General features: G+C 45.2%; 18 protein-coding genes. 8 read left to right on the top strand and 10 right to left on the bottom strand.

Annotation, left to right across the window (positions count from 1 at the left end):
* Positions 1–24 precede the first annotated feature (24 nt).
* Positions 25–648 carry a YigZ family protein gene (locus OCV36_RS00090; RefSeq protein WP_102552457.1) on the bottom strand — a complete coding sequence of 208 codons (624 nt, stop codon included), beginning with the start codon at positions 646–648 and terminating at the stop codon, positions 25–27.
* Positions 649–875: 227 nt separating this feature from the next.
* Here OCV36_RS00090 and fadB point away from each other — a divergent pair, with 227 nt between their 5' ends.
* The 3 genes from fadB (at position 876) to acuI (ending at position 5,460) form a co-directional block, all read left to right on the top strand.
* Positions 876–3,047: a fatty acid oxidation complex subunit alpha FadB gene (fadB, locus tag OCV36_RS00085; RefSeq protein ID WP_135458823.1), complete on the top strand. Its 2,172-nt coding sequence runs from the start codon at positions 876–878 to the stop codon at positions 3,045–3,047.
* A 26-nt stretch (positions 3,048–3,073) separates the two neighbouring features.
* Complete coding sequence (gene fadA / locus OCV36_RS00080) at positions 3,074–4,237, top strand: acetyl-CoA C-acyltransferase FadA (protein WP_016784138.1); 1,164 nt, start codon at positions 3,074–3,076, stop codon at positions 4,235–4,237.
* A 242-nt stretch (positions 4,238–4,479) separates the two neighbouring features.
* Complete coding sequence (gene acuI, locus OCV36_RS00075; protein ID WP_135458821.1) at positions 4,480–5,460, top strand: acrylyl-CoA reductase (NADPH); 981 nt, start codon at positions 4,480–4,482, stop codon at positions 5,458–5,460.
* Positions 5,461–5,595: 135 nt separating this feature from the next.
* Here acuI and OCV36_RS00070 read toward each other — a convergent pair whose 3' ends face one another.
* Positions 5,596–6,537: a LysR family transcriptional regulator gene (locus OCV36_RS00070; RefSeq protein ID WP_135458819.1), complete on the bottom strand. Its 942-nt coding sequence runs from the start codon at positions 6,535–6,537 to the stop codon at positions 5,596–5,598.
* 155 nt (positions 6,538–6,692) lie between these two features.
* Positions 6,693–6,878 carry a hypothetical protein gene (locus OCV36_RS00065; RefSeq protein WP_017073805.1) on the bottom strand — a complete coding sequence of 62 codons (186 nt, stop codon included), beginning with the start codon at positions 6,876–6,878 and terminating at the stop codon, positions 6,693–6,695.
* Positions 6,879–7,027: 149 nt separating this feature from the next.
* Between OCV36_RS00065 and tusA the strand changes: the two genes are divergently transcribed.
* Positions 7,028–7,279 (top strand): sulfurtransferase TusA, encoded by a 252-nt coding sequence (gene tusA / locus OCV36_RS00060; protein ID WP_017055492.1) that lies wholly within the window; start codon positions 7,028–7,030, stop codon positions 7,277–7,279.
* An 84-nt stretch (positions 7,280–7,363) separates the two neighbouring features.
* Here the strand turns inward: tusA and OCV36_RS00055 are convergent, their stop codons facing one another.
* A complete protein-coding gene (locus OCV36_RS00055; protein WP_004736676.1) occupies positions 7,364–7,618 on the bottom strand; it encodes a hypothetical protein in 255 nt (84 codons plus the stop codon).
* Between the two features lie 151 nt (positions 7,619–7,769).
* Positions 7,770–8,324, bottom strand: coding sequence for a TMEM165/GDT1 family protein (locus OCV36_RS00050; protein ID WP_017073807.1), 555 nt, complete (start codon positions 8,322–8,324; stop codon positions 7,770–7,772).
* Positions 8,325–8,745: 421 nt separating this feature from the next.
* Here OCV36_RS00050 and glyQ point away from each other — a divergent pair, with 421 nt between their 5' ends.
* The 4 genes from glyQ (at position 8,746) to OCV36_RS00030 (ending at position 15,539) form a co-directional block, all read left to right on the top strand.
* Positions 8,746–9,675: a glycine--tRNA ligase subunit alpha gene (gene glyQ / locus OCV36_RS00045; RefSeq protein ID WP_017073808.1), complete on the top strand. Its 930-nt coding sequence runs from the start codon at positions 8,746–8,748 to the stop codon at positions 9,673–9,675.
* 2 nt (positions 9,676–9,677) lie between these two features.
* Positions 9,678–11,744, top strand: coding sequence for a glycine--tRNA ligase subunit beta (gene glyS / locus OCV36_RS00040; protein ID WP_135458817.1), 2,067 nt, complete (start codon positions 9,678–9,680; stop codon positions 11,742–11,744).
* A 201-nt stretch (positions 11,745–11,945) separates the two neighbouring features.
* Complete coding sequence (locus tag OCV36_RS00035; protein ID WP_135458815.1) at positions 11,946–14,033, top strand: alpha-amylase; 2,088 nt, start codon at positions 11,946–11,948, stop codon at positions 14,031–14,033.
* A 255-nt stretch (positions 14,034–14,288) separates the two neighbouring features.
* Entirely contained in the window at positions 14,289–15,539 is a 1,251-nt protein-coding gene (locus tag OCV36_RS00030; protein ID WP_135458813.1) for a valine--pyruvate transaminase, read from the top strand.
* 118 nt (positions 15,540–15,657) lie between these two features.
* On the opposite strand, the gene OCV36_RS00025 is transcribed toward OCV36_RS00030, so the two are convergent.
* The 5 genes from OCV36_RS00025 to dnaA all read right to left on the bottom strand — a co-directional run bounded on the left by OCV36_RS00025 (position 15,658) and on the right by dnaA (position 22,789).
* Positions 15,658–16,092, bottom strand: a complete 435-nt coding sequence (locus OCV36_RS00025; RefSeq protein ID WP_017073812.1) for an Hsp20 family protein — start codon at positions 16,090–16,092, stop codon at positions 15,658–15,660.
* A gap of 496 nt (positions 16,093–16,588) precedes the next feature.
* The gene (gene gyrB / locus OCV36_RS00020) at positions 16,589–19,006 is read right to left on the bottom strand and encodes a DNA topoisomerase (ATP-hydrolyzing) subunit B (protein WP_102552464.1); all 2,418 of its coding nucleotides are present in this window, start codon (positions 19,004–19,006) and stop codon (positions 16,589–16,591) included.
* A 17-nt stretch (positions 19,007–19,023) separates the two neighbouring features.
* Positions 19,024–20,103: a DNA replication/repair protein RecF gene (gene recF, locus OCV36_RS00015; RefSeq protein WP_017073814.1), complete on the bottom strand. Its 1,080-nt coding sequence runs from the start codon at positions 20,101–20,103 to the stop codon at positions 19,024–19,026.
* 82 nt (positions 20,104–20,185) lie between these two features.
* Positions 20,186–21,286, bottom strand: coding sequence for a DNA polymerase III subunit beta (dnaN, locus tag OCV36_RS00010; RefSeq protein WP_135458811.1), 1,101 nt, complete (start codon positions 21,284–21,286; stop codon positions 20,186–20,188).
* A gap of 81 nt (positions 21,287–21,367) precedes the next feature.
* Positions 21,368–22,789, bottom strand: a complete 1,422-nt coding sequence (gene dnaA / locus OCV36_RS00005) for a chromosomal replication initiator protein DnaA (RefSeq protein WP_017073816.1) — start codon at positions 22,787–22,789, stop codon at positions 21,368–21,370.

Below are 22,789 nucleotides of genomic sequence, written 5' to 3'. Positions count from 1 at the left end.
ACGAAGCGAAATGCTTCAAACTTCCTAGTTGTCTTTAACTTTCGTTACCAGTGCCTTGGCACCGCTTTTATTGATCATGGTCTGGGTAAACGAATCTACCTGCAGGAGCTCTATCTCAATGATAAGCTCAACTTGAACACCATAATCCGCTTGGACCTCAACAGCCTGATGCTGAGCCATAATAGATTGTGCAATTGGCACGAAGCTATAGTCTAACTCTAGCCGTAATTTTGTGGTTATTTTTTTCTCGATAGTTTGAAGCAGCTTGAGAGCTTGTTGTACTCCTCCACCGTAAGCCTTAACCAAACCACCCGTTCCGAGCTTGATTCCGCCAGAATAACGAGTCACAACAGCCGTTAATTCACCAACACCTGAACCCGATAACTGCGCCAAGATAGGCTTACCAGCGGTACCGGAAGGTTCGCCATCATCACTAAAACCCCATTTCATAGAGTCTTCCGGTCGCCCTGCCACAAACCCCCAACAATTATGTCGTGCTGAAGAATGCTCTTTTTTTACCTGCTCTACGAACTGTTTAGCAACTTCTACACTTGGTGTATGAGCAAGCTGAGTAATGAATACGCTCTTTTTAATCTCTTCTTCAAACAGAGCCGATGCTGACGGTATTAAATAGGGCTGTTCATTCATATCGTTGACTTAATTATTAAGAGCGGCGAAGTGTATCACGCGTGAATAATAACGGTTAGAGGATCTGTGCTATCGCACAATGTTAAACAATTGTTTAAAAAATGTATTGAAATTAATCAGGCAGAGGTACAGACTAAGATAACTGGTCTTACCAGGTGTTCTACAATAATAGAAAGATAACAAGATTCTCTCAAACAATCGTGGATTGTATGTCATGGAGATAGACAATGATTTACCAAGCTAACACCCTACAGGTAAAGGAATTACAAGATGGTATCGCTGAACTAAGCTTCTGCGCGCCGGCCTCTGTAAACAAACTCGACCTCGCTACTTTAGAATCACTAGACAAAGCGTTAGATGCTCTTAATGCTCACGCAGGATTACGTGGTTTAATCTTAACTTCAAACAAAGACGCGTTCATTGTAGGCGCAGACATCACTGAATTTCTTGGCCTATTTGCTAAGCCAGAAGCAGAACTTGATGAATGGTTAAGATTCGCTAATTCAATCTTTAGTAAGCTCGAAGATCTTCCTGTACCAACTCTTTCAATGATGCGTGGCCATGCTCTTGGCGGTGGCTGTGAATGCGTACTCGCAACGGACTTCCGTATTGGTGACAAAACCACCAGCATAGGTCTACCAGAAACAAAACTGGGTATCATGCCTGGCTTTGGCGGTTGTGTGCGCCTACCTCGTGTTATCGGTGCAGACAGCGCAATGGAAATTATCACGCAAGGCAAAGCATGCCGCGCAGATGAAGCGCTTAAGATTGGCTTGTTAGATGCGATTGTTGATACAGACAAACTATTAGAGTCAGCGATTAATACTGTTTCACTGGCTGCAAATGAAAAAATCGATTGGCAGCTACGTCGTAAACAAAAAACATCAGCGCTATCACTGAGTAAGTTAGAAGCAATGATGAGCTTTACCATGGCTAAAGGCCTTGTAGCTCAAAAAGCAGGCCCTCATTACCCAGCGCCAATTACTTCAGTTATTGCTATTGAAGAAGCAGCACGTAGCGATCGCGATGCGGCATTAGACATCGAACGTAAACACTTCGTTAAACTAGCGAAATCAGAAGAAGCAAAAGCTCTTGTTGGCTTATTCCTTAATGACCAATACATTAAAGGCTTAGCAAAACAGGCTGGTAGATCTGCAAATAAAGCAACTGAGCGTGCTGCCGTACTCGGTGCTGGCATCATGGGTGGCGGTATTGCTTACCAATCTGCGCTGAAAGGCGTGCCAGTAATGATGAAAGACATCGCACAGGCGTCTCTTGATCTTGGTATGAACGAAGCATCTAAGCTATTGAATAAACGTTTATCACGCGGTCGCCTAGATGGATTCAAGATGGCAGGTATTCTGTCTTCTATTACTCCAAGCTTGCATTATGCTGGTGTTGAACAATCTGATGTGATTGTGGAAGCGGTTGTAGAAAACCCGAAAGTAAAAGCAGCAGTACTGAGTGAAGTTGAAGGCCTAGTTGGTGAAGACACGGTTCTAACATCAAATACCTCAACGATTCCGATCAACCTGCTGGCGAAATCTTTAAAGCGCCCAGAAAACTTCTGTGGCATGCACTTCTTTAACCCTGTACACCGCATGCCTTTGGTTGAGATCATCCGTGGCGAGCATACTTCAGAAGAAACCATTAATCGCGTAGTTGCTTACGCAGCCAAAATGGGTAAATCCCCAATCGTTGTTAATGACTGCCCTGGCTTCTTCGTAAACCGTGTACTTTTCCCTTACTTTGGCGGTTTCAGCATGTTGCTACGCGACGGTGCTGACTTCACTAAAATAGATAAAGTCATGGAACGTAAGTTCGGTTGGCCAATGGGCCCTGCGTATCTGCTCGACGTTGTTGGTTTAGACACAGCACACCATGCACAAGCAGTAATGGCGCAAGGTTTCCCTGAGCGTATGGGTAAAGAAGGCCGTGATGCGATTGACGCGCTTTACATCGCTGAAAAATACGGTCAGAAGAACGGTAGTGGTTTCTACACATACAGCGTAGACAAACGCGGTCGTCCTAAGAAAACCTTCTCAGAAGACATTCTTCCTATCCTGGCTGATGTATGCCAACAGCCACAAGACTTTGATGACCAGACCATTATCCAGCGTGTGATGATTCCAATGATCAACGAAGTGGTGCTTTGTTTAGAAGAAGGCATCATTGCTACACCGCAAGAAGCGGATATGGCATTAGTTTACGGTTTAGGCTTCCCTCCATTCAGAGGCGGCGTATTCCGCTACTTAGACAGTGTGGGTATTGGTAACTTCGTTGAAATGGCGAAGAGCTACCAAGACTTAGGTGCAATGTACCAAGTTCCTCAACTATTGCTTGATATGGCAGCGAAAGGCGAAAGCTTTTACGACGGCCAACAAGCCAGTTCTCTGTAACCCACATTTGGAAAAGGAATAGCAAAATGAATAATGTAGTTGTTGTTGATTGCCTTCGCACCCCAATGGGACGTTCCAAAGGTGGAGCTTTCCGTCACACTCGTGCTGAAGATCTGTCGGCACATTTGATGAAAGGCATTTTAGAGCGCAACCCAGAAGTAAACCCTGTCGAAATTGAAGACATTTACTGGGGTTGTGTACAACAAACGCTAGAGCAAGGCTTCAACGTCGCACGTAACGCTGCTTTGCTTGCTGGTCTCCCGATTGAGATTGGTGCGGTAACGGTCAACCGTTTATGTGGCTCATCTATGCAAGCTCTGCATGATGCAACCCGCTCTATCATGGTTGGCGATGCTGAAATCTGCCTGATCGGTGGTGTAGAACACATGGGCCATGTGCCAATGAACCACGGTGTTGATTTCCACCCAGGCATGTCTAAGCACGTAGCAAAAGCAGCAGGAATGATGGGTCTAACGGCTGAGATGCTTGGTAAAATGCACGGTATTAGCCGTGAAGATCAAGACGCATTCGCAGCACGCTCACACGCTAGAGCTCAAGCAGCAACGGTTGAAGGTCGTTTCAAGAATGAAATCCTACCAACAGAAGCTCACGCGGCAGACGGTTCACTGTTCACTCTGGATTATGATGAAGTAATTCGCCCTGAAACTACTGTAGAAGGCCTGTCTCAGCTTCGCCCAGTATTCGATCCAGCAAATGGCACGGTAACAGCAGGTACTTCATCAGCACTGTCTGATGGCGCTTCTGCAATGTTGATCATGAGTGAAGAAAAAGCCAACGCGCTTGGCCTTAAGATTCGTGCTCGCGTGAAGTCTATGGCTATTGCAGGTTGCGACCCTTCTATCATGGGTTACGGCCCAGTACCAGCAACCAAGAAAGCACTGAAACGTGCAGGCTTAACGATTGAAGATATGGGTGTTATTGAGTTGAATGAAGCATTCGCTGCTCAATCTCTTCCATGTGCGAAAGATCTAGGTCTACTGGATGTGGTTGACGAGAAAGTAAACCTTAACGGTGGTGCCATTGCACTGGGTCACCCACTAGGCTGTTCTGGCTCTCGTATCTCAACAACCCTGATTAACCTAATGGAAGCACAAGACGTGAAATACGGCTTAGCAACCATGTGTATTGGTTTAGGCCAAGGTATTGCAACGGTATTTGAACGCCCATAGCGCTCGTTGATTGTAATACTTGTAGGGTAATATTTTGTGCAGCTATATTTATATAGCTGCACTTTTTATTGCTCGGCGTCCAATAATGTATCGATTCGTTCAGCGAACTTAGCAAGAGAAAAAGCGCCACCCACATCTATGCACAAAATGCATAGACTCAATGTTGATGTTTCATTATTTTTTCTTCGGTGATTCAACTAAAGTTACTTCAGTTTCCTAATATTCCTCCCACGGAGCAGATCATGTTTAAAGCACTTGTACTAAACCAAGAAGACAAAAAAACTATCGCGTCAGTTTCTCAAATTGATGAGTCTCAATTACCTGAAGGTAACGTGAAGGTTGATGTAAGTTACTCTTCTTTGAACTACAAAGATGGTTTGGCGATTACAGGTAAAGGACGCATTGTTCGTAACTTTCCTATGGTTCCTGGTATCGACCTTTCTGGTGTGGTTTCACAATCTGAAGACCCACGCTACAAAGCGGGCGACGAAGTTGTTCTAACTGGCTGGGGTGTTGGTGAAGGCCACTGGGGCGGCATGGCGGAGAAAGCAAGCCTAAACGGTGATTGGTTAGTGCCAATGCCATCGGGTCTAGACGCTAAAAAAGTAATGGCTATTGGTACAGCAGGCTTTACAGCAATGCTTTGTGTTCAAGCTATTGTAGATGCTGGCATCAAACCAGAAGACGGTGAAATCCTAGTAACAGGTGCAAGTGGCGGCGTAGGCAGCGTGTCTATCACTCTACTAAACCAACTGGGCTACAAAGTCGCAGCTGTGACTGGTCGTGCTTCTGCAAATGGCGAGCTATTAAAATCACTAGGCGCAACACGTATTGTAGAGCGTTCTGAACTAGAAGAACCGGCGAAGCCACTTGAGAAACAACTGTGGGCTGGTGCTATCGATACTGTAGGTAGCAAAGTACTTGCAAAAGTATTGGCGCAAATTGATTACAACGGTGCGGTTGCAATGTGTGGTCTAGCAGGCGGTTTTGACTTACCAACCACGGTAATGCCATTCATTCTACGTAACGTTCGCCTACAAGGTGTGGACTCGGTAATGTGCCCTCGTGAAAAACGTATTAAAGCGTGGGAACAACTAGCGGAATTGCTACCTGAATCTTTCTACGCGCAAGCAACCAAAGAAGTGTCTTTAGACGGTGCAATTCAAGCAGCAGAAGACATCACTAACGGTCAAATCACTGGTCGCGTAGTCATTAAACTATAGATTCTCAAACATAAAGTTATCAAACTTTAAGCAACAGCTTTAGATTTGGATAACCCAAAATAACAAAGGGCTGATAGTAATCAGCCCTTTTGTGTTTTTGTCATTAGGATCGAGTAAACCAAAGCTAAACCTCAGTTAACCTAAGCCAACATCCGCAATACGCTTTTGAATCAATTCGCCACACTCCTCTTTAACCACTCTTCTTAACCATTGTTGCGAAGCTGAAGAATCGCAACGTGAGTGCCAAATCAATGAGTAATCAAACGGCATAAACTCAAATGGCAACGGCTTGACGACCAAGTCATAACGCTCAGCAACCAAATAAGCCAAATCGGCAGGCACAGTGATCACCAACGGCATTCTATCGACAATCGCCAATGCCGCTTCAAGGTGATAAGCACGCAGCACCATTTTGCGAGGCTGTTGATTAGCTAAAGCGTTATCGAGTAAAGCCTTAACACCATCACTGATCGCAATCATCGCGTGAGGTAAAGAAACATAATCTTCAAGACTTAACGATCGATCGGCTAAAGGGTGATTTTTAGATAACAAACACGACACACCGACCGGCCCCAATACTTCTTGATGAAGTGGTGCGATGCTGCCACTCGGGCGACAAATAGCCATATCGACACGTTCGGTGCTGAGTTGCTTAAACAAATGCTCATGCTGCAGCGGCGCAAATTCCAAAGAAATATTAGGCGCTTGCTCGTAAATCTTAGGTAACGCATACGGCAAGATGGTTTGCATCGCGTAGTCGGTGGTTGCGATCAGAAAACGCTCACTGCAATAGTAAGGGTCAAAATTACTCGGGCTAAGCAGTTGGCGGAATGACTCTAAAGGTTGATCAATACGTTGACTGATTTCGAGTGCTTTCTTGGTGGGAATAAGATGCTGACCTTGGCGTGTAAACAGAGGGTCATTGAGTAACTCTCGAAGTCGTCCCAATACACGGCTGGTTGCTGATTGGCTTAAGTTAAGCCGAATCGCAGCCTGACTAACACTGCCTTCTTCAATCAATACCTTTAAGGCGACCAATAAATTAAGGTCTCTACGATAGATGTCTTCTAATTCCACGCCACTTACCTAGCTGTATACAATTGTCATTGATCACTACGTTGTTTATAGCATGCTTTAGATAAAAAAAATCCCGCAATTACGCGGGGAAGCCCAAGAAAATTTGGGGATAGTGTCGGAATGTTGTCGTATCGGAATTCGCTGTTGTATTCGGGTTAGTGTTCTTGCTCTTCGGCTATGCCTTGCCAACGGCGCATCTCTACCCAAATACCAATAATCGTTGCTATTATGCCAAATATTGGCATCAGTGAGGTCTCTGTCGATGAGCGTAGTACTAACGCACAAAAAGAAATAAAACAGAGAACTGAATAAATTGTTAATCTATCTAATCCTGTCAACATCGCCACTCCTTAGCTAGTTGCCTTTGCTTCAAGTTGTTATCAACTTGTTAATTAAGTTATAGGAAATGACTCCACTTGCCAAGCACTTATTGCATATTTTTTCTGCAGACGTATTATTCACTCGTTAGATAGATATAGAGATACAAACCATGACATTCAAACCTGAACTGGCAACCCATACTTTAGAAGCTGAAGGCCTGCGTTGCCCAGAACCAGTAATGATGGTCAGGAAGACAATTAGAAACATGCAGGATGGCGATGTGTTACTGGTAAAAGCTGACGACCCTTCGACAACTCGTGATATTCCGAGCTTTTGTCGTTTTATGGATCATCAGTTAGTCGGCCAAGCGACTGAAGCTTTGCCTTACCAATATTTGATAAGAAAAGGGTTGGAGGCATAACGCCTCACCTAAATATCAAGCATCAAAAAAGCCGCTCGTACCTTATGTTCTTAAACAGAACTCAGAGTACGAGCGGCTTTTTGTTTATTCGTTTCTAGACTTGTTTTGCAGATGTTCAAGCTGATGCTGAATTTCTCGAATATCTTTTCGCATAGGAATAATATGCGCGACCCGAATCCAGGCTTCTACTGCAAGCCCGGTCATGATCATCGAACCAGCCACCATTGGTAGCCACATGTCCGTCAACACCATGCCTAATAGTGTAAGTGCAAGACCAAAGGTAAATAGATAGCTTTGGCTTTGTGGAGTGATACCCATATAACGCGTCAACATAATCATGCCCTCGTGTTCTTAACTCACAAGATTAAAATATCATGACAAGTATGACAGTTATATGTCCATTCGATCGATAAACCTGACAATACTGTAAGAGTATGACCTACAACACATTATTCTACTGACTGAGTATAATGAGACTCAATACCACCGCTTAATAGAAAGCCGCTGCGATAGCCAAACCCACGAATAACAAAGCAGTGATCTTGCGAATCAGATCAAGAGGCATCTTATCTGCCGATAACTTACCAATGATCACCACAGGCACATTCGCCAGCAACATACCAATGGTAGTACCCAGAATCACCCACGTTAATGCATCAGAATATTGGGCCCCTAGAATGGAGGTCGCAATCTGAGTCTTATCGCCAATCTCAGCAATAAAGAAAGCAATAAAACTGGCGACAAACGGACCACGGTTAGAGATGGCTTCATCGTCGTCCAGTTTATCCGGAATAAGAATCCAGCCCGCCATAGCGATAAAACTGACCACCAGCACCCATTTCAACACTTCAGGAGATAAGTAATCCGCGACCACAACACCGAGCCATGCAGCAAGGGCATGATTGGCAATTGTGGCAAAGAAGATAGCGGCAATAATCGGTATCGGTTTTCGATATCGACTGGCTAATAAAAGGGATAACAACTGAGTCTTATCACCGATCTCGGCTAAGGCGACAGTTGTAATTGAAATTGCTAAAACGCTCACGACATGCTCATTTGGGACGGAGATTATTATATTTAACCAAAGACAAACCTCGCGCCCCATCCCGGTTCACGATGCTTGTCTAAGGTCTTGCTAAGCGCCACCAAAGGTGGTGGTTGCCTCGAACGCCATGATGATTTTGCATCAATTATGTTGACGGACGAACTCATTCAATAGGATATGAATAAGTAAGCTACTCCCCAAAGACCGCGAAATTTTAATCACCCACGCTTTCAAACACAAGTGTCAAAGTTATCAAAATATCCACTTGTGCCGAAAAACAAACATTAAAGGCAAAAAAATCCACTAAACGACATTTTAGACCACTAATTAAACAAGATTACCCCTACTCGCTTTACCAATATCTCGGTATACTCAGAGGTTATTTTTCTCATTCATTTAAAAGAATCGCGCGAACCTGACTATGCAAAAATACGATATCAAAACCTTCCAGGGAATGATCCTCGCGCTGCAGGATTACTGGGCACAAAACGGTTGTACCATTGTTCAACCACTAGATATGGAAGTAGGTGCTGGCACCTCTCACCCAATGACATGTCTACGTGCACTTGGCCCAGAGCCAATGTCTACGGCATACGTTCAACCTTCTCGTCGTCCGACCGATGGTCGTTACGGTGAAAACCCGAACCGCCTGCAGCACTACTATCAATTCCAAGTAGCTCTAAAACCTTCTCCAGATAACATCCAGGAGTTGTACTTAGGCTCTCTTGAAGTTCTTGGTGTCGACCCGCTTGTTCACGATATTCGCTTCGTAGAAGACAACTGGGAAAACCCAACGCTAGGCGCATGGGGTCTTGGTTGGGAAGTATGGCTAAACGGTATGGAAGTGACTCAATTCACTTACTTCCAACAAGTTGGCGGCCTTGAGTGTAAGCCTGTAACTGGCGAGATCACTTACGGTATCGAGCGTCTAGCAATGTACATCCAAGAAGTAGACTCAGTTTACGACCTTGTATGGAACGTAGCACCAGACGGTTCTAACGTGACTTACGGTGACATCTTCCACCAAAACGAAGTTGAGCAATCAACGTACAACTTCGAGCACGCAGACGTAGATTTCCTATTCACTTTCTTTGACCAGTGCGAAAAAGAGTGTAAAGAGCTACTTGAGCTTGAGAAGCCACTGCCGCTTCCAGCTTACGAGCGCATTCTAAAAGCAGGTCACGCATTCAACATCCTTGATGCGCGCAAAGCTATCTCTGTAACAGAGCGCCAACGTTACATCCTTCGCATCCGCAACCTGACTAAAGCTGTTGCAGAAGCGTACTACGCGTCACGTGAAGCGCTTGGCTTCCCAATGTGCCGTTCTGTAGAAAAAAAGGAAGGTAAATAATCATGGCGAAGAATTTTCTAATTGAACTGGGTACGGAAGAGCTTCCACCAACGGCACTTCGTTCCCTAGCAGAAGCCTTTGCTTCTAACTTTGAAGCAGGTCTTAAAACTGCTGAGCTTTCTCACGAAGGCATCAAGTGGTACGCAGCACCTCGTCGTCTAGCACTTAAAGTGACTGCACTGGCTGAAGGCCAAGCAGACAAAGTGGTTGAGAAGCGCGGTCCTGCAATTTCTGTCGCATTCGATGCTGAAGGCAACGCGACTAAAGCTGCACAAGGTTGGGCCCGTGGTAACGGTATTACCGTTGAGCAAGCTGACCGCCTGAAAACAGATAAAGGCGAGTGGCTTCTTTTCAAACAAGAAGTGGCTGGCAAACCTGTTCAAGAATTGGTTATCGACATTGCTGCGAAAGCTCTCGCTGGCCTACCAATTCCTAAAGCAATGCGCTGGGGTAACTCAGACATTCAATTTATCCGTCCAGTGAAAACACTGACAGTACTACTAGGTGATGAGCTTGTTGAAGGCAAAATCCTAGGCGTAGCTTCTGCTCGTACTATCCGTGGCCACCGTTTCATGGGCGAACAAGAGTTCACAATCGACTCTGCTGACCAATACCCTGCGATCTTAGAAGAGCGCGGTAAAGTAATGGCAGATTACGATGCGCGTAAAGCGATCATTCTTGCTGATGCTAAAAAAGCAGCAGATGCGGTTGGCGGTATTGCTGACCTAGAAGATGATCTTGTTGAAGAAGTTACCTCTTTGGTTGAATGGCCAGTGGTGCTTACTGCTAAGTTTGAGCAAGAGTTCCTAAAAGTGCCTTCTGAAGCTTTGGTTTACACCATGAAAGGCGATCAGAAGTACTTCCCTGTATACGATTCAGAGAAAAACCTACTACCGAACTTTATCTTCGTTTCGAACATCGAGTCTAAAGAGCCTCGTCACGTTATCGAAGGTAACGAGAAAGTGGTACGTCCACGTCTTGCTGATGCTGAGTTCTTCTTCAACACCGACCGTAAGCGTCCGCTTATCGACCGTCTTGCTGAACTAGACCAAGCTATCTTCCAGAAGCAATTGGGGACGATCAAAGACAAAACAGACCGCATCACAGAACTTGCTGGCTACATTGCTGAGCAAATCGATGCTGACGTTGAAAAGTCTAAGCGTGCTGGCCTACTGGCTAAATGTGACCTAATGACATCGATGGTATTCGAATTTACGGATACTCAAGGTGTAATGGGCATGCACTACGCAACGCACGATGGTGAAGACGAGCAAGTAGCACTAGCACTTTACGAGCAGTACATGCCTCGTTTTGCGGGTGACACACTACCAAGCACTGGCATCTCTTCTGCGGTTGCAATGGCAGACAAGCTAGACACTATCGTAGGTATCTTCGGTATTGGCCAAGCACCAAAAGGTTCTGACCCATTCGCGCTACGTCGTGCATCACTAGGTGTGCTACGTATCATCGTTGAAAACGGCTACAACCTAGACCTAACCGATCTAATCGGTAAAGCGAAAGAGCTACTAGGTGACAAGCTGACCAACGACAACGTAGAAACTGACGTTATCGACTTCATGCTAGGTCGTTTCCGCGCATGGTACCAAGATGCTGGTTTCAGCGTTGATATCATCCAAGCGGTATTAGCACGTCGCCCAACCAAGCCAGCTGACTTTGACCAACGTGTCAAAGCGGTTTCTCACTTCCGTGAATTGGAAGCAGCAGAAGCACTAGCAGCAGCGAACAAGCGTGTAGGTAATATCCTTGCGAAATTCGATGGCGAGCTACCGGCTGAAATCGATCTAGCGCTTCTTCAAGAAGACGCAGAGAAAGCGCTGGCTGAAAACGTTGAAGTAATGACGGAAGCACTAGAACCAGCATTCGCGACAGGCAACTACCAAGAAGCCCTAAGCAAACTTGCTGACCTACGTGAACCCGTTGATGCATTCTTCGATAACGTAATGGTTATGGCTGATGACGAGGCTCTGAAGAAGAACCGTCTAACGCTACTGAACAACCTGCGTAACCTGTTCCTACAGATTGCTGATATCTCTCTATTGCAAAAATAAGCACGAGTGAGTAGTTGCTCTAGGTAATGCTTAAAGTAACTAACGGTAAATACCCAAAGGGAAGCGAAAGCTTCCCTTTTTGTTTTTGTGAACCAAGCATTTGTTTGTAGAGGTATTATTGACCAACTGAATGAAACAGCACTCAGACTGTAGAGGGCATTGTTTGCTATAACTGACCTGTTTATTCAGGGGAAGGGAACAATGAAAAAAACAGTACTCGCGCTTTCTATACTCGCACTCAGCGCATGCAGCCAAACCAATGACAACCGCTTACTACTGACAATTGATAACGATACACTCGTATTTGAATCAACAGGTAAAGGCACAGTGATTGCGGAACAGGAACTCGGTAAAGGTAGTTATACCTTCTCTATCAGTGACGCTCAAAATACCTGTGGTACTAACTTTGCGCTGGCTGAAGAGAGTCGCATCAAATTCAATAAACCCCTTCGCCTAGACGATTGTGCCGAAAAATCTGAAATCGCTATCAAAGTCTTTCGCGCTAATACCTACCAATTTACGTTGAACCCTCAGACCAATGAGCTCACGGTTCAAGTAAAGCCAAAACAGCAACAAGCTCAAAGTTTTGCCTGCCCAGTACCTAGTGACCAACCAACCACCATCAACGTTGCTCAAACCTTTGATGATGGCACTTTAGTTAGAGATGCCCTTTCTGGCATCGAAGCTACCGTCAGTAACGGCAATGTCACCATGCAGCCTGCAGAAAACAGCCAAGGTGTTCTACTGCTAGAGAAAGTAGAACCAGAAACCAAAGCTGATTTTAGCTGGGACAACGCCACGGTTTACTTCGTGATGACCGATCGCTTCCACAACGGTAACCCTGACAACGACAATAGCTATGGTCGCAGTCAAGATGGACAAGATGAAATCGGCACCTTCCACGGTGGTGACCTAGCAGGCTTAACCGAAAAGCTCGACTATATTGAATCGCTCGGGGCCAATGCTATCTGGATTACCTCTCCACTAGAGCAAATCCACGGCTGGGTTGGCGGTGGTGATCGCGGTGACTTCAAACACTATGGCTACCACGGCTATTACCATCAAGACTGGACCAAGCTTGATGACAACATGGGCACAGAGGATGAACTTAAAACCTTTATCGATACAGCTCATAGCAAAGGCATTCGCGTCGTCTGGGATGTGGTAATGAACCACACGGGTTACGCAACGCTTGCCGACATGCAAGAATTCGACTTTGGTAAACTCAACCTTACCGATGAACAAGCCAAACAAACGCTTGGTGAGAACTGGACCGACTGGCAACCAAAGGCAGATCAAAACTGGCACTACTTCAATAACTTCATATCCTACAGCGACCAAGACGCTTGGGAAAAGTGGTGGGGTAAAGCGTGGTTACGCAGTGATATCGGCGCTTATGACTCACCGGGGTACAACAACCTCACCATGTCTTTGGCGCACCTGCCCGATTTCAAAACAGAATCGACAGAAACTACTGGGCTACCTAACTTCTATCTCAACAAATCCACCAGCGCCACGGATGAACTCAAAACACCTCGAGAGCATCTCATCACTTGGTTGTCTGACTGGGTGCGCGACTACGGTGTCGATGGTTTCAGAGTCGATACCGCTAAGCACGTTGAGCTAGAGGCATGGGCAGAGCTTAAAGAGAGCACGAACCAAGCGCTTGCAGAATGGAAGCAGAACAACCCAGATAAAGCCTTAGATGACCTGCCCTTTTGGATGACGGGTGAAGTGTGGGCGCACAGCGTAGTGAAATCAGATTACTTCGCTAATGGCTTTGATTCGATAATCAACTTTGAATTCCAGAGTGATATCGCACCTAAGGCGCTTAAATGCTTATCCGATCTCGATGCTGACTACCTGCGCTACGCAGACAAGATCAACAACGACAGTGAATTCAACGTGTTGAGTTACCTATCGTCTCACGACACTTCTTTATTCTGGACACAACACGGCAGTGACTTTGCGAAACAGACCAAAGCAGCAAACGCATTGATGTTGGCTCCCGGTGCGGTGCAGATCTATTACGGTGATGAAATCGCTCGTGATTTCGGCCCGACAGGATCAGACCCAATGCAAGGGACTCGCTCTGACATGCCTTGGGATCAAATCACCGGTGAACGAGCACAACTGTTAGAACATTGGCAGACGCTTGGTCAATTCCGTCAGCGCCACCCATCGATTGCCCAAGGTAAACACATAATCCGTAACAGCAAGGGCTACTATGCCTTCGAACGCCAATACCAAGATGACAAAGTATTGGTTGTTTACACCGGAACGAAGTAAACGTTCATTGAAATAATCAGTAGAAACTAAAAGGAGAAGCTTAGGCTTCTCCTTTTTTTATCACGAAACACTCATTCAATAAGAAAGCAGGCACTCATTAGTTAAACTTTATAGAAGTTTTTTTCGCGTTAGCGCATTTGGCGCTATGCGTCGCAAAAACATTGCGGTATGTTCAAGGAACACACTGATGGTAGACATAAGGTCTGCCTTAATGACACATAACAAGCAATCACAATGAATTAGGTAAAATAAGTAATGCAGTTCTCTAAGTTTGGTGAAAAATTTAATCGATACTCTGGAATCACTCGTTTGATGGATGATTTGAATGATGGCCTGCGCACTCCTGGCGCAATCATGCTCGGTGGTGGCAACCCAGCCGCTATCCCAGCCATGCTCGATTACTTTAACCAAGCCAGTGCCGATATGCTCGCCAGTGGAGAACTCATCGCCGCCCTCGCCAACTACGATGGTCCGCAAGGCAAAGACAGCTTCATCAAGTCGTTAGCTACAATGCTAAAAGATACTTACGGCTGGGACATCAGTGAGAAGAACATTAGCCTAACTAATGGCAGCCAAAGTGGCTTCTTCTACTTATTCAACTTGTTAGCAGGTCAGCAGCCAGATGGCTCACACAAGAAAATCTTGCTGCCAATCGCGCCTGAGTACATCGGTTACGGCGATGCTGGCATTGATGACGATATATTTATCTCATATCACCCAGAAATAGAGTTGCTTGAAAACAGACAGTTCAAATACCACGTCGATTTTGAAAAGCTCAAGGTTGATGATTCAGTAGCGGCTATCTGTGCTTCTCGTCCAACTAACCCAACCGGCAACGTACTAACCGACGAAGAAGTACTTAAGCTGGATAAACTGGCGCGTAAAAACAACATTCCTCTGCTGATCGATAATGCTTACGGCTTACCGTTTCCAAACATCATCTTTGAAGATGTTGAACCGTTCTGGAATGAAAATACGATTCTATGCATGAGCCTATCCAAGCTTGGCTTGCCAGGCGTGCGTTGCGGTATCGTGATTGCGAGCGAAGAAGTAACACAAGCACTGACCAACATGAATGGCATTATTAGCCTAGCACCCAATAGTGTTGGTCCTGCGATTGCTAACCACATGATTGAAAAAGGCGATTTACTGCGCTTAAGCAGCGAGGTAATCAAACCTTTCTATAAAGATAAATCTCTACGTGCAGTTGAGCTCTTACAAGAAGCGATCGATGACCCTCGTTTCCGTATCCACAAGCCTGAAGGCGCGATTTTCTTATGGCTATGGTTTGATGAGCTGCCGATTACCACTATGGAGCTGTACGATCGCCTCAAAGCTCGTGGTGTATTAATTGTTCCGGGAGAGTACTTCTTTATCGGTCAAGAAGATGAGTGGGATCATGCTCACCAGTGCTTGCGTATGAACTACGTACAAGATGATGAAGCAATGCAAAAAGGCATTGCTATCATTGCTGAAGAAGTGAAAAAGGCTTACTCAGAACAGTAATAAGACCTTTTAGGTTACTGTAGGCCAAATACAAAAAGAGCACCATCCTTCTTCAAGGTATTGGTGCTCTTTCACTTCTACTTCCCGATATTTTTTAGCTCTAAGGAGCTAACAGCAATTACCCTTCTAGTAGGCTATTACCGTTGATAGCAATCTTACGCGGTTGCATCGCTTCTGGGATTTCGCGTTCTAGGTCGATATGAAGAAGACCATTTTCCATGCTTGCGCCTACGACTTTTACATAGTCAGCCAGTTGGAATTTACGTTCGAAATCGCGCTCTGCAATACCTTGATATACGAAAGTTTTCTCAGCTTCTGCTTTACGTTCACCTTTTACAATTAGCGTGTTCTCTTTCTGAGTCAGATCTAATTGGTCATCAGCAAAGCCGGCAACTGCCATAGTAATACGGTAGTTGTTCTCGTCTTTTTGCTCGATGTTATACGGAGGGTAGCCGCCAGAAGTATTTTTCGATGTGTTTGCTTCCATCATGTTGAAAAGACGATCGAAGCCAATTGCGTTGCGGTAAAGTGGAGTGAAATCTACAGTTCTCATAATGCTATCCTTTTAGTAAGCAATAGTCTTAGCTGTGATTTTTACTGAGATCGAACCTGTGTATGATTCAGTAAACAGCTAAGGGATTCAGTTCGCATTCCACGGGTTTCACCTCTTTTGGCGACAACTCTGGGACATGACAATGAATCAATTTTTAAATTGTGTGCTGCCAAAGTTATCCTCTATTGAGCGATACTCTAGCAACGGTTATGAAGCTTCTGTTTCTTCTCTTGTAGAGCAAGACAGTCATCCTCTTCACAACTAGATATGTGGATTGAGCAAATCAGTTTCAAGCGTTTATTTTCAATTATTTTTCCAATCCAATATTTTTCAGCAACTTAAAAACAAAAAAGACCGCCATTTCTGGCAGTCTTTTTAATAATAAATTTAGTTTTTTGAGGCGAAGCTATTTCGTTTTAGTTCAAGGAAGAGGCGCGGAGCATACGAATGTATGTGAGCACCTCTGACACAGAAATTAAGCGAAGTATCAAAGAGACTAAACGTCTAGGTTTGCTACTTTAAGCGCATTCTCTTCGATGAAGTTACGACGCGGTTCTACTTGGTCGCCCATCAACGTTGTGAACAACAGATCAGCACCAACAGCATCTTCAATCGTTACTTGCATCATACGACGAGTTTCAGGATCCATTGTCGTTTCCCAAAGCTGATCAGGGTTCATCTCACCTAGACCTTTGTATCGTTGTAGGCTTAGGCCACGACGAGACTCTTTCACTAACCAGTTCAGAGCTTCAACAAAGCTAGAAACCGCTTGAGTACGCTCACCACGCTTGATGTAAGCGCCTTCTTCGATCAAGCCATTAAGTGCTTCAGAAAGGTCCGCTAACCTACCAAACTCTTTCGAGTTGATCAGGTCAATGCTCAGTACGTGTTCGTGAGTAACACCGTGTGTACGCACTACAATCTTAGGAACGCTCAGACCTAGCTCTTCGTGTTTTTCAACTTCAAGAGAGTATTGGCTCGCACCCGTTTCTTTGCCGTTTAGCTGCTCTACAAGCTGTTTGCCCCAAGCTTCCACTGCCGCGTCATCATGACACTGCTCAGCGGTTAGACGAGGAACGTAAATCAGCTCGTGAAGCAATGCTCGTGGGTAACGACGGCTCATACGATCAACTAGCTTGATACCCGCATTGTATTGATGAACAAGCTTCTCTAAACCTTCACCAGCAAACGCAGGCGCTTCAGGGTTTACGTGCAATTCTGCATTGTCCAAAGCCAAAGATACTTGATACTGGTTCATCGCATCTTCATCTTTGATGTACTGCTCTTGCTTACCCTTCTTCACTTTGTAAAGCGGTGGCTGAGCAATGTAGATGTAACCACGTTCAATCAGTTCAGGCATTTGACGGTAGAAGAACGTCAGTAGCAGTGTACGGATGTGAGAACCATCGACATCGGCATCGGTCATGATGATGATGTTGTGGTAACGCAGTTTATCTGGGTTGTATTCGTCACGGCCAATACCACAACCAAGTGCTGTGATTAGCGTTGCAACTTCCTGAGAAGACAGCATTTTATCAAAACGCGCTTTCTCTACGTTAAGGATTTTACCTTTAAGCGGTAGGATTGCTTGGTTCTTACGGTTACGCCCCTGCTTAGCTGATCCGCCAGCAGAGTCTCCTTCCACAATATACAGTTCAGACAGTGCAGGATCTTTTTCCTGACAGTCAGCTAGTTTACCTGGAAGACCCGCTAAATCTAATGCGCCTTTACGACGTGTCATCTCACGAGCTTTACGCGCTGCATCACGAGCACGTGCTGCATCGATAATTTTAGAACAAACGATTTTCGCTTCACCTGGGTTCTCAATTAGGAACTCAGACAGTTTCTCACCCATTGTAGACTCAACGGCAGACTTCACTTCTGAAGAAACCAGCTTGTCTTTAGTTTGGCTTGAGAACTTAGGATCTGGCACTTTCACCGAAACAATCGCCGTCAAACCTTCACGGGCATCATCACCTGATGTTGAAGTCTTCGCTTTCTTCGAGAAGCCTTCTTTGTCCATGAAGCTATTCAATGTACGAGTTAGTGCACCACGGAAACCCGCTAAGTGAGCACCACCATCACGTTGAGGGATGTTGTTGGTGAAACAATAAATATTTTCTTGGTAACCGTCATTCCACTGCATCGCAACTTCAACGGTAATACCGTCTTCACGCTCATGATCGAAATGGAATATTTTCTGGATAATTGGTGTTTTGTTGGTGTTTAAGTGCTCAACAAACGCTTGGATACCGCCTTCATATTCGAAGTGATCCATTTTGTCTTCTTCGCGCTTATCAATTAGCTTAATTGATACACCTGAGTTCAAGAATGATAGCTCGCGTAAACGCTTAGCTAAAATATCGTAATGGAACTCGATGTTAGTGAAGGTTTCTTCACTCGGCCAGAAACGAATCTCTGTACCTGTTTTATCTGTATCACCCACAACCGCTAGTGGTGCCTGAGGCTCACCATGCTTATATGTTTGAGAATGGATTTTTCCACCGCGGTAGATAGTAAGAGTAACCTGCTTAGACAGTGCGTTAACTACTGAAACACCAACACCGTGCAGACCACCAGATACTTTGTACGAGTTATCATCGAACTTACCACCAGCGTGAAGAACCGTCATGATCACTTCTGCTGCTGATACTTTTTCTTCTGGGTGCAATTCAGTTGGAATACCACGGCCGTCATCGCTTACTGACACTGAACTATCTTCATGGATAGTTACGATGATGTCACTACAGTGACCAGCGAGTGCTTCATCAATAGAGTTATCTACCACCTCAAAAACCATGTGGTGCAGACCGGTACCATCATCCGTGTCGCCAATGTACATTCCAGGACGCTTACGTACCGCATCCAGACCCTTCAGTACTTTAATACTCGATGAATCGTAATTATCTGACATAGTTACTCTCTGACTAATTATCCTTGCTCTATTTTGCCATGTTCCACATGAAACATCCTGCTATTTTCGTCATGCATATCTGCAATCTGGTCAGCGGTAATAGAGCTTACAAAAACTTGAGCCTTAGTCGCCTTTAAACACTCAGCAAGACGTGCTCGGCGTTGGCTATCTAATTCGGAAGCGAAGTCATCTATCAAATAGATGCACTGCTTACCTGTCATTTGAGTGAGGTGTTGCCCTTGTGCTACTCGTAGCGCGCATACCATCAACTTCAATTGACCTCGTGACAAGACATCTTCCACTGGAGTGCCATTCACTTTTATCTTTAGATCCGCTTTGTTTGGCCCACTAAAGGTGTAACCAAGCTGCTGATCCCTTTCAAAATTCTTTTCTAATATCTCGGCGTATGGGGTGTCTTTATCCCAGCCTCGATAGTAGTTCATCTTTATCTCAAACTCAGGTAAGAAGGTCGCGCAGATTTCTTCAGCGACTTCTTTAAGCTGTTCAACGTAAGTGGCACGCCACTGGCTGATGCTTTCCGCTAAACGGGCCAATTCTTGATCCCAATAGCTCAGTTCTCGATAATTCGTCGCCGTTTTCAATAATGCATTACGCTGTTTATTGAGGCGCTTTACCCTGCCCCAAGCATCATAAAAACCCGACTCACTGTGGAATACTCCCCAATCAATGAATGCGCGGCGATGCTTAGGTCCATCGGTTAGTAAATCAAACCCTTCAGGGTGAATCAACTGCAAAGGTAAGACTTGAGCTAACTGAGCCAATTTCTGACCAGTTTGACCGCTTATTTTAACCTCTGTGGTGCCATCGCGCTGCTTATTAATGCCAATTGGCAGCTCAAATTGATCCGAGGTCATAAAACGGCCATGTACAAACAGTTCGCTACACTCATTTTGAATGATACGACCGGTTAAGGAGCTTTTGAACGAGCGACCATGTCCGAGCAGATACACCGCTTCAAGGACGCTGGTTTTGCCGCTTCCGTTAGCCCCTATAAGAAAGTTAAAGCCTGATGACGGTTGAATGTCACAGGCTTCAATATTTCTAAACTGCTTTACGATTAAGCGCGATAAAGGCATAACGTCTTCATATTAATCTTCAATCACGGCTCGATAGACAAACGTTGTTGATAAGCAAACATAATTTATAAATAAACATGGCTTACAAACGAATCGGCATAACAACGTACATCGCGCTGTCATCTTGTGCGTTTTCAATCAACGCACTCGCATTCGCGTCTGACATTGAGATTCGAACCTGTTCACAACGCAGTGTGTTCAATACATCCAATACATAGCTTACGTTGAAGCCAATCTCTAGCGCGTCACCGTCGAAGGTGACGTCTAGCACTTCTTCCGCTTCTTCTTGTTCTGGGTTGTTCGCTGTAATACGCATCTCGGTATCTACAAGATTAACGCGAACACCACGGAATTTTTCATTCGACAGAATCGCAGCACGAGAAAACGCTGAACGTAACTCATCGCAGCCGGCTTCTAATGTCTTAGTGGTATTTTGTGGCATTACGCGGCGATAATCCGGGAAACGACCATCAACCAGCTTAGAAGTGAAGACATAGTTATTCACTTCAGCACGCACGTTAGAGTTACCAATCTGCAGCGTTACTGGCTGTTCAGGAGCATCCAGGAGCTTCACCAACTCTTGCACACCTTTACGAGGAACAATGATCTGCTTCTGAGCAAAATCGGCACCCAGTTGCGCTTGAGATACCGCCATACGGTGACCATCAGTTGCGACACTACGTAAGATAGAACCTTCAATCTCAAACAACATACCGTTGAGGTAGTAACGAACGTCTTGGTTCGCCATTGAGAATTGTGTTCTCTCGATAAGACCGCGCAATTCAGCTTGTGTCACTGACACTTCAACTTCACTGCTCCAATCTTCAATATTTGGAAAATCTGCCGCAGGTAATGTTGCCAATGAGAAACGGCTACGACCAGAACGAACCTGAACACGGTCACCATCCAATACCACGGTGATCACTGAGCTATCTGGCAAGCCGCGACAGATATCTAGGAACTTACGTGAAGGTACGGTAATGCTGCCCGCTTCGAAATCACCTTCAAGCGTTACACGGCTGATCAATTCAACTTCTAGATCCGTCGCTGTCATCGACAACACGTTATCTTCTACTTTAATCAGTAGGTTTCCTAGAATTGGAAGCGTTGGCCTGCCACCGAGTGCGCCAGATACTTGTTGTAATGGCTTAATCAGGTGACTACGTTCAATGGTAAATTTCATATCTTGCTCTTACGGTCTAAATGGCACTGCGTCATATTACGCGGCCAAGATTCGGCTTATTAAGGTTAAGAATACTGTGTATTAAGAAGAAAGGGTACGAATCAAGTTCGAATAATCTTCTTTAATATCGTGGCTCTCTTCACGTAGCTGAGCGATCTTACGACAGGCGTGTAGCACTGTCGTGTGGTCACGACCACCGAATGCATCGCCAATCTCAGGCAAGCTGTGGTTTGTTAGCTCTTTGGCCAGTGCCATCGCCAATTGACGCGGACGAGCAACAGAACGAGAACGACGCTTCGACAATAGATCAGCGACTTTGATTTTGTAGTACTCGGCTACAGTTTTCTGAATATTATCAATGGTAACCAGCTTCTCTTGCAAGGCAAGTAGGTCACGCAATGCTTCACGCACGAAGTCGATTGTAATCGGACGACCCGTAAAATTGGCGTTAGCAATAACACGGTTCAATGCGCCTTCTAGCTCACGAACGTTAGAGCGTAAACGCTTAGCAATAAAGAACGCCACTTCATCCGCAAGATGAATTTGGTGGTCTTCTGCTTTCTTCATCAAGATCGCAACACGCGTCTCAAGCTCTGGCGGCTCAATCGCAACCGTCAAACCCCAACCAAAGCGGGATTTAAGACGATCCTCTACCCCGTTGATCTCTTTTGGATAACGGTCAGAGGTTAGGATGATCTGTTGATTGCCTTCAAGCAGCGCGTTAAAGGTATGGAAGAACTCTTCTTGAGAGCGCTCTTTATTAGCAAAAAATTGGATGTCATCAATAAGCAAGGCATCAACACTACGGTAGTAGCGCTTAAATTCTTCGATCGCATTGTTTTGGAGCGCTTTCACCATGTCTTGAACAAAGCGCTCTGAGTGCATGTAAACCACTTTAGCATTCGGTTTATTATCAACAATGGCGTTACCCACCGCATGCAACAAGTGTGTTTTACCTAAACCAGTACCGCCGTATAGAAACAACGGGTTATAAGCCGTTCCTGGATTATCTGAAACCTGACGTGCCGCCGCCAAACCTAATTGGTTTGATTTACCCTCAACAAAGTTATTGAACTTATGTTTTGGATTGACGTTAGAACGGTGATTCAGGTCAACGGCCACCGGTTCATCATCGCGCCATATATTGTGAACAGGCTTGCGAGCTTGTAATTGAGCAGGTGCTGATGATTCAGCGGCTACATCAGCTGCTGTACGTGTACGAGCCGGGGCAACAGTCGCAGACTTTGGAGCAATAACGCGTTTACTTCCGATCTCAAAATGCAGATGTGGAATATCATTACCACAATATTCTTGCAGCAAACGGTTGATGCTATTTAGGTACTTATCGCGCACCCAATCGAGTACAAATCGGTTTGGTGCAAATAGAGTTAGAGTATTACCATTGAGTTCCGCTTGTAACGGACGTACCCACATACTGAATTCTGTAGCTGGTAACTCTTCTTGAAGCTGTTGCAAGCATTGCAACCAAAGCGAAGATGACAC

The organism is Vibrio echinoideorum (assembly GCF_024347455.1).
GTDB classification, from domain to species: domain Bacteria; phylum Pseudomonadota; class Gammaproteobacteria; order Enterobacterales; family Vibrionaceae; genus Vibrio; species Vibrio echinoideorum.
Note: the sequence above shows the minus strand (reverse complement) of the source record. Positions and strands in the feature narration are given on the sequence as shown.

Coding starts and splice junctions, on each gene's coding strand:
- OCV36_RS00090 (WP_102552457.1), bottom strand. CDS start 648: ATGAATGAACAGCCCTATTTAATACCGTCAGCATCGGCTCTGTTTGAA.
- fadB (WP_135458823.1), top strand. CDS start 876: ATGATTTACCAAGCTAACACCCTACAGGTAAAGGAATTACAAGATGGT.
- fadA (WP_016784138.1), top strand. CDS start 3,074: ATGAATAATGTAGTTGTTGTTGATTGCCTTCGCACCCCAATGGGACGT.
- acuI (WP_135458821.1), top strand. CDS start 4,480: ATGTTTAAAGCACTTGTACTAAACCAAGAAGACAAAAAAACTATCGCG.
- OCV36_RS00065 (WP_017073805.1), bottom strand. CDS start 6,878: ATGTTGACAGGATTAGATAGATTAACAATTTATTCAGTTCTCTGTTTT.
- tusA (WP_017055492.1), top strand. CDS start 7,028: ATGACATTCAAACCTGAACTGGCAACCCATACTTTAGAAGCTGAAGGC.
- OCV36_RS00055 (WP_004736676.1), bottom strand. CDS start 7,618: ATGATTATGTTGACGCGTTATATGGGTATCACTCCACAAAGCCAAAGC.
- glyQ (WP_017073808.1), top strand. CDS start 8,746: ATGCAAAAATACGATATCAAAACCTTCCAGGGAATGATCCTCGCGCTG.
- glyS (WP_135458817.1), top strand. CDS start 9,678: ATGGCGAAGAATTTTCTAATTGAACTGGGTACGGAAGAGCTTCCACCA.
- OCV36_RS00035 (WP_135458815.1), top strand. CDS start 11,946: ATGAAAAAAACAGTACTCGCGCTTTCTATACTCGCACTCAGCGCATGC.
- OCV36_RS00030 (WP_135458813.1), top strand. CDS start 14,289: ATGCAGTTCTCTAAGTTTGGTGAAAAATTTAATCGATACTCTGGAATC.
- OCV36_RS00025 (WP_017073812.1), bottom strand. CDS start 16,092: ATGAGAACTGTAGATTTCACTCCACTTTACCGCAACGCAATTGGCTTC.
- gyrB (WP_102552464.1), bottom strand. CDS start 19,006: ATGTCAGATAATTACGATTCATCGAGTATTAAAGTACTGAAGGGTCTG.
- recF (WP_017073814.1), bottom strand. CDS start 20,103: ATGCCTTTATCGCGCTTAATCGTAAAGCAGTTTAGAAATATTGAAGCC.
- dnaN (WP_135458811.1), bottom strand. CDS start 21,286: ATGAAATTTACCATTGAACGTAGTCACCTGATTAAGCCATTACAACAA.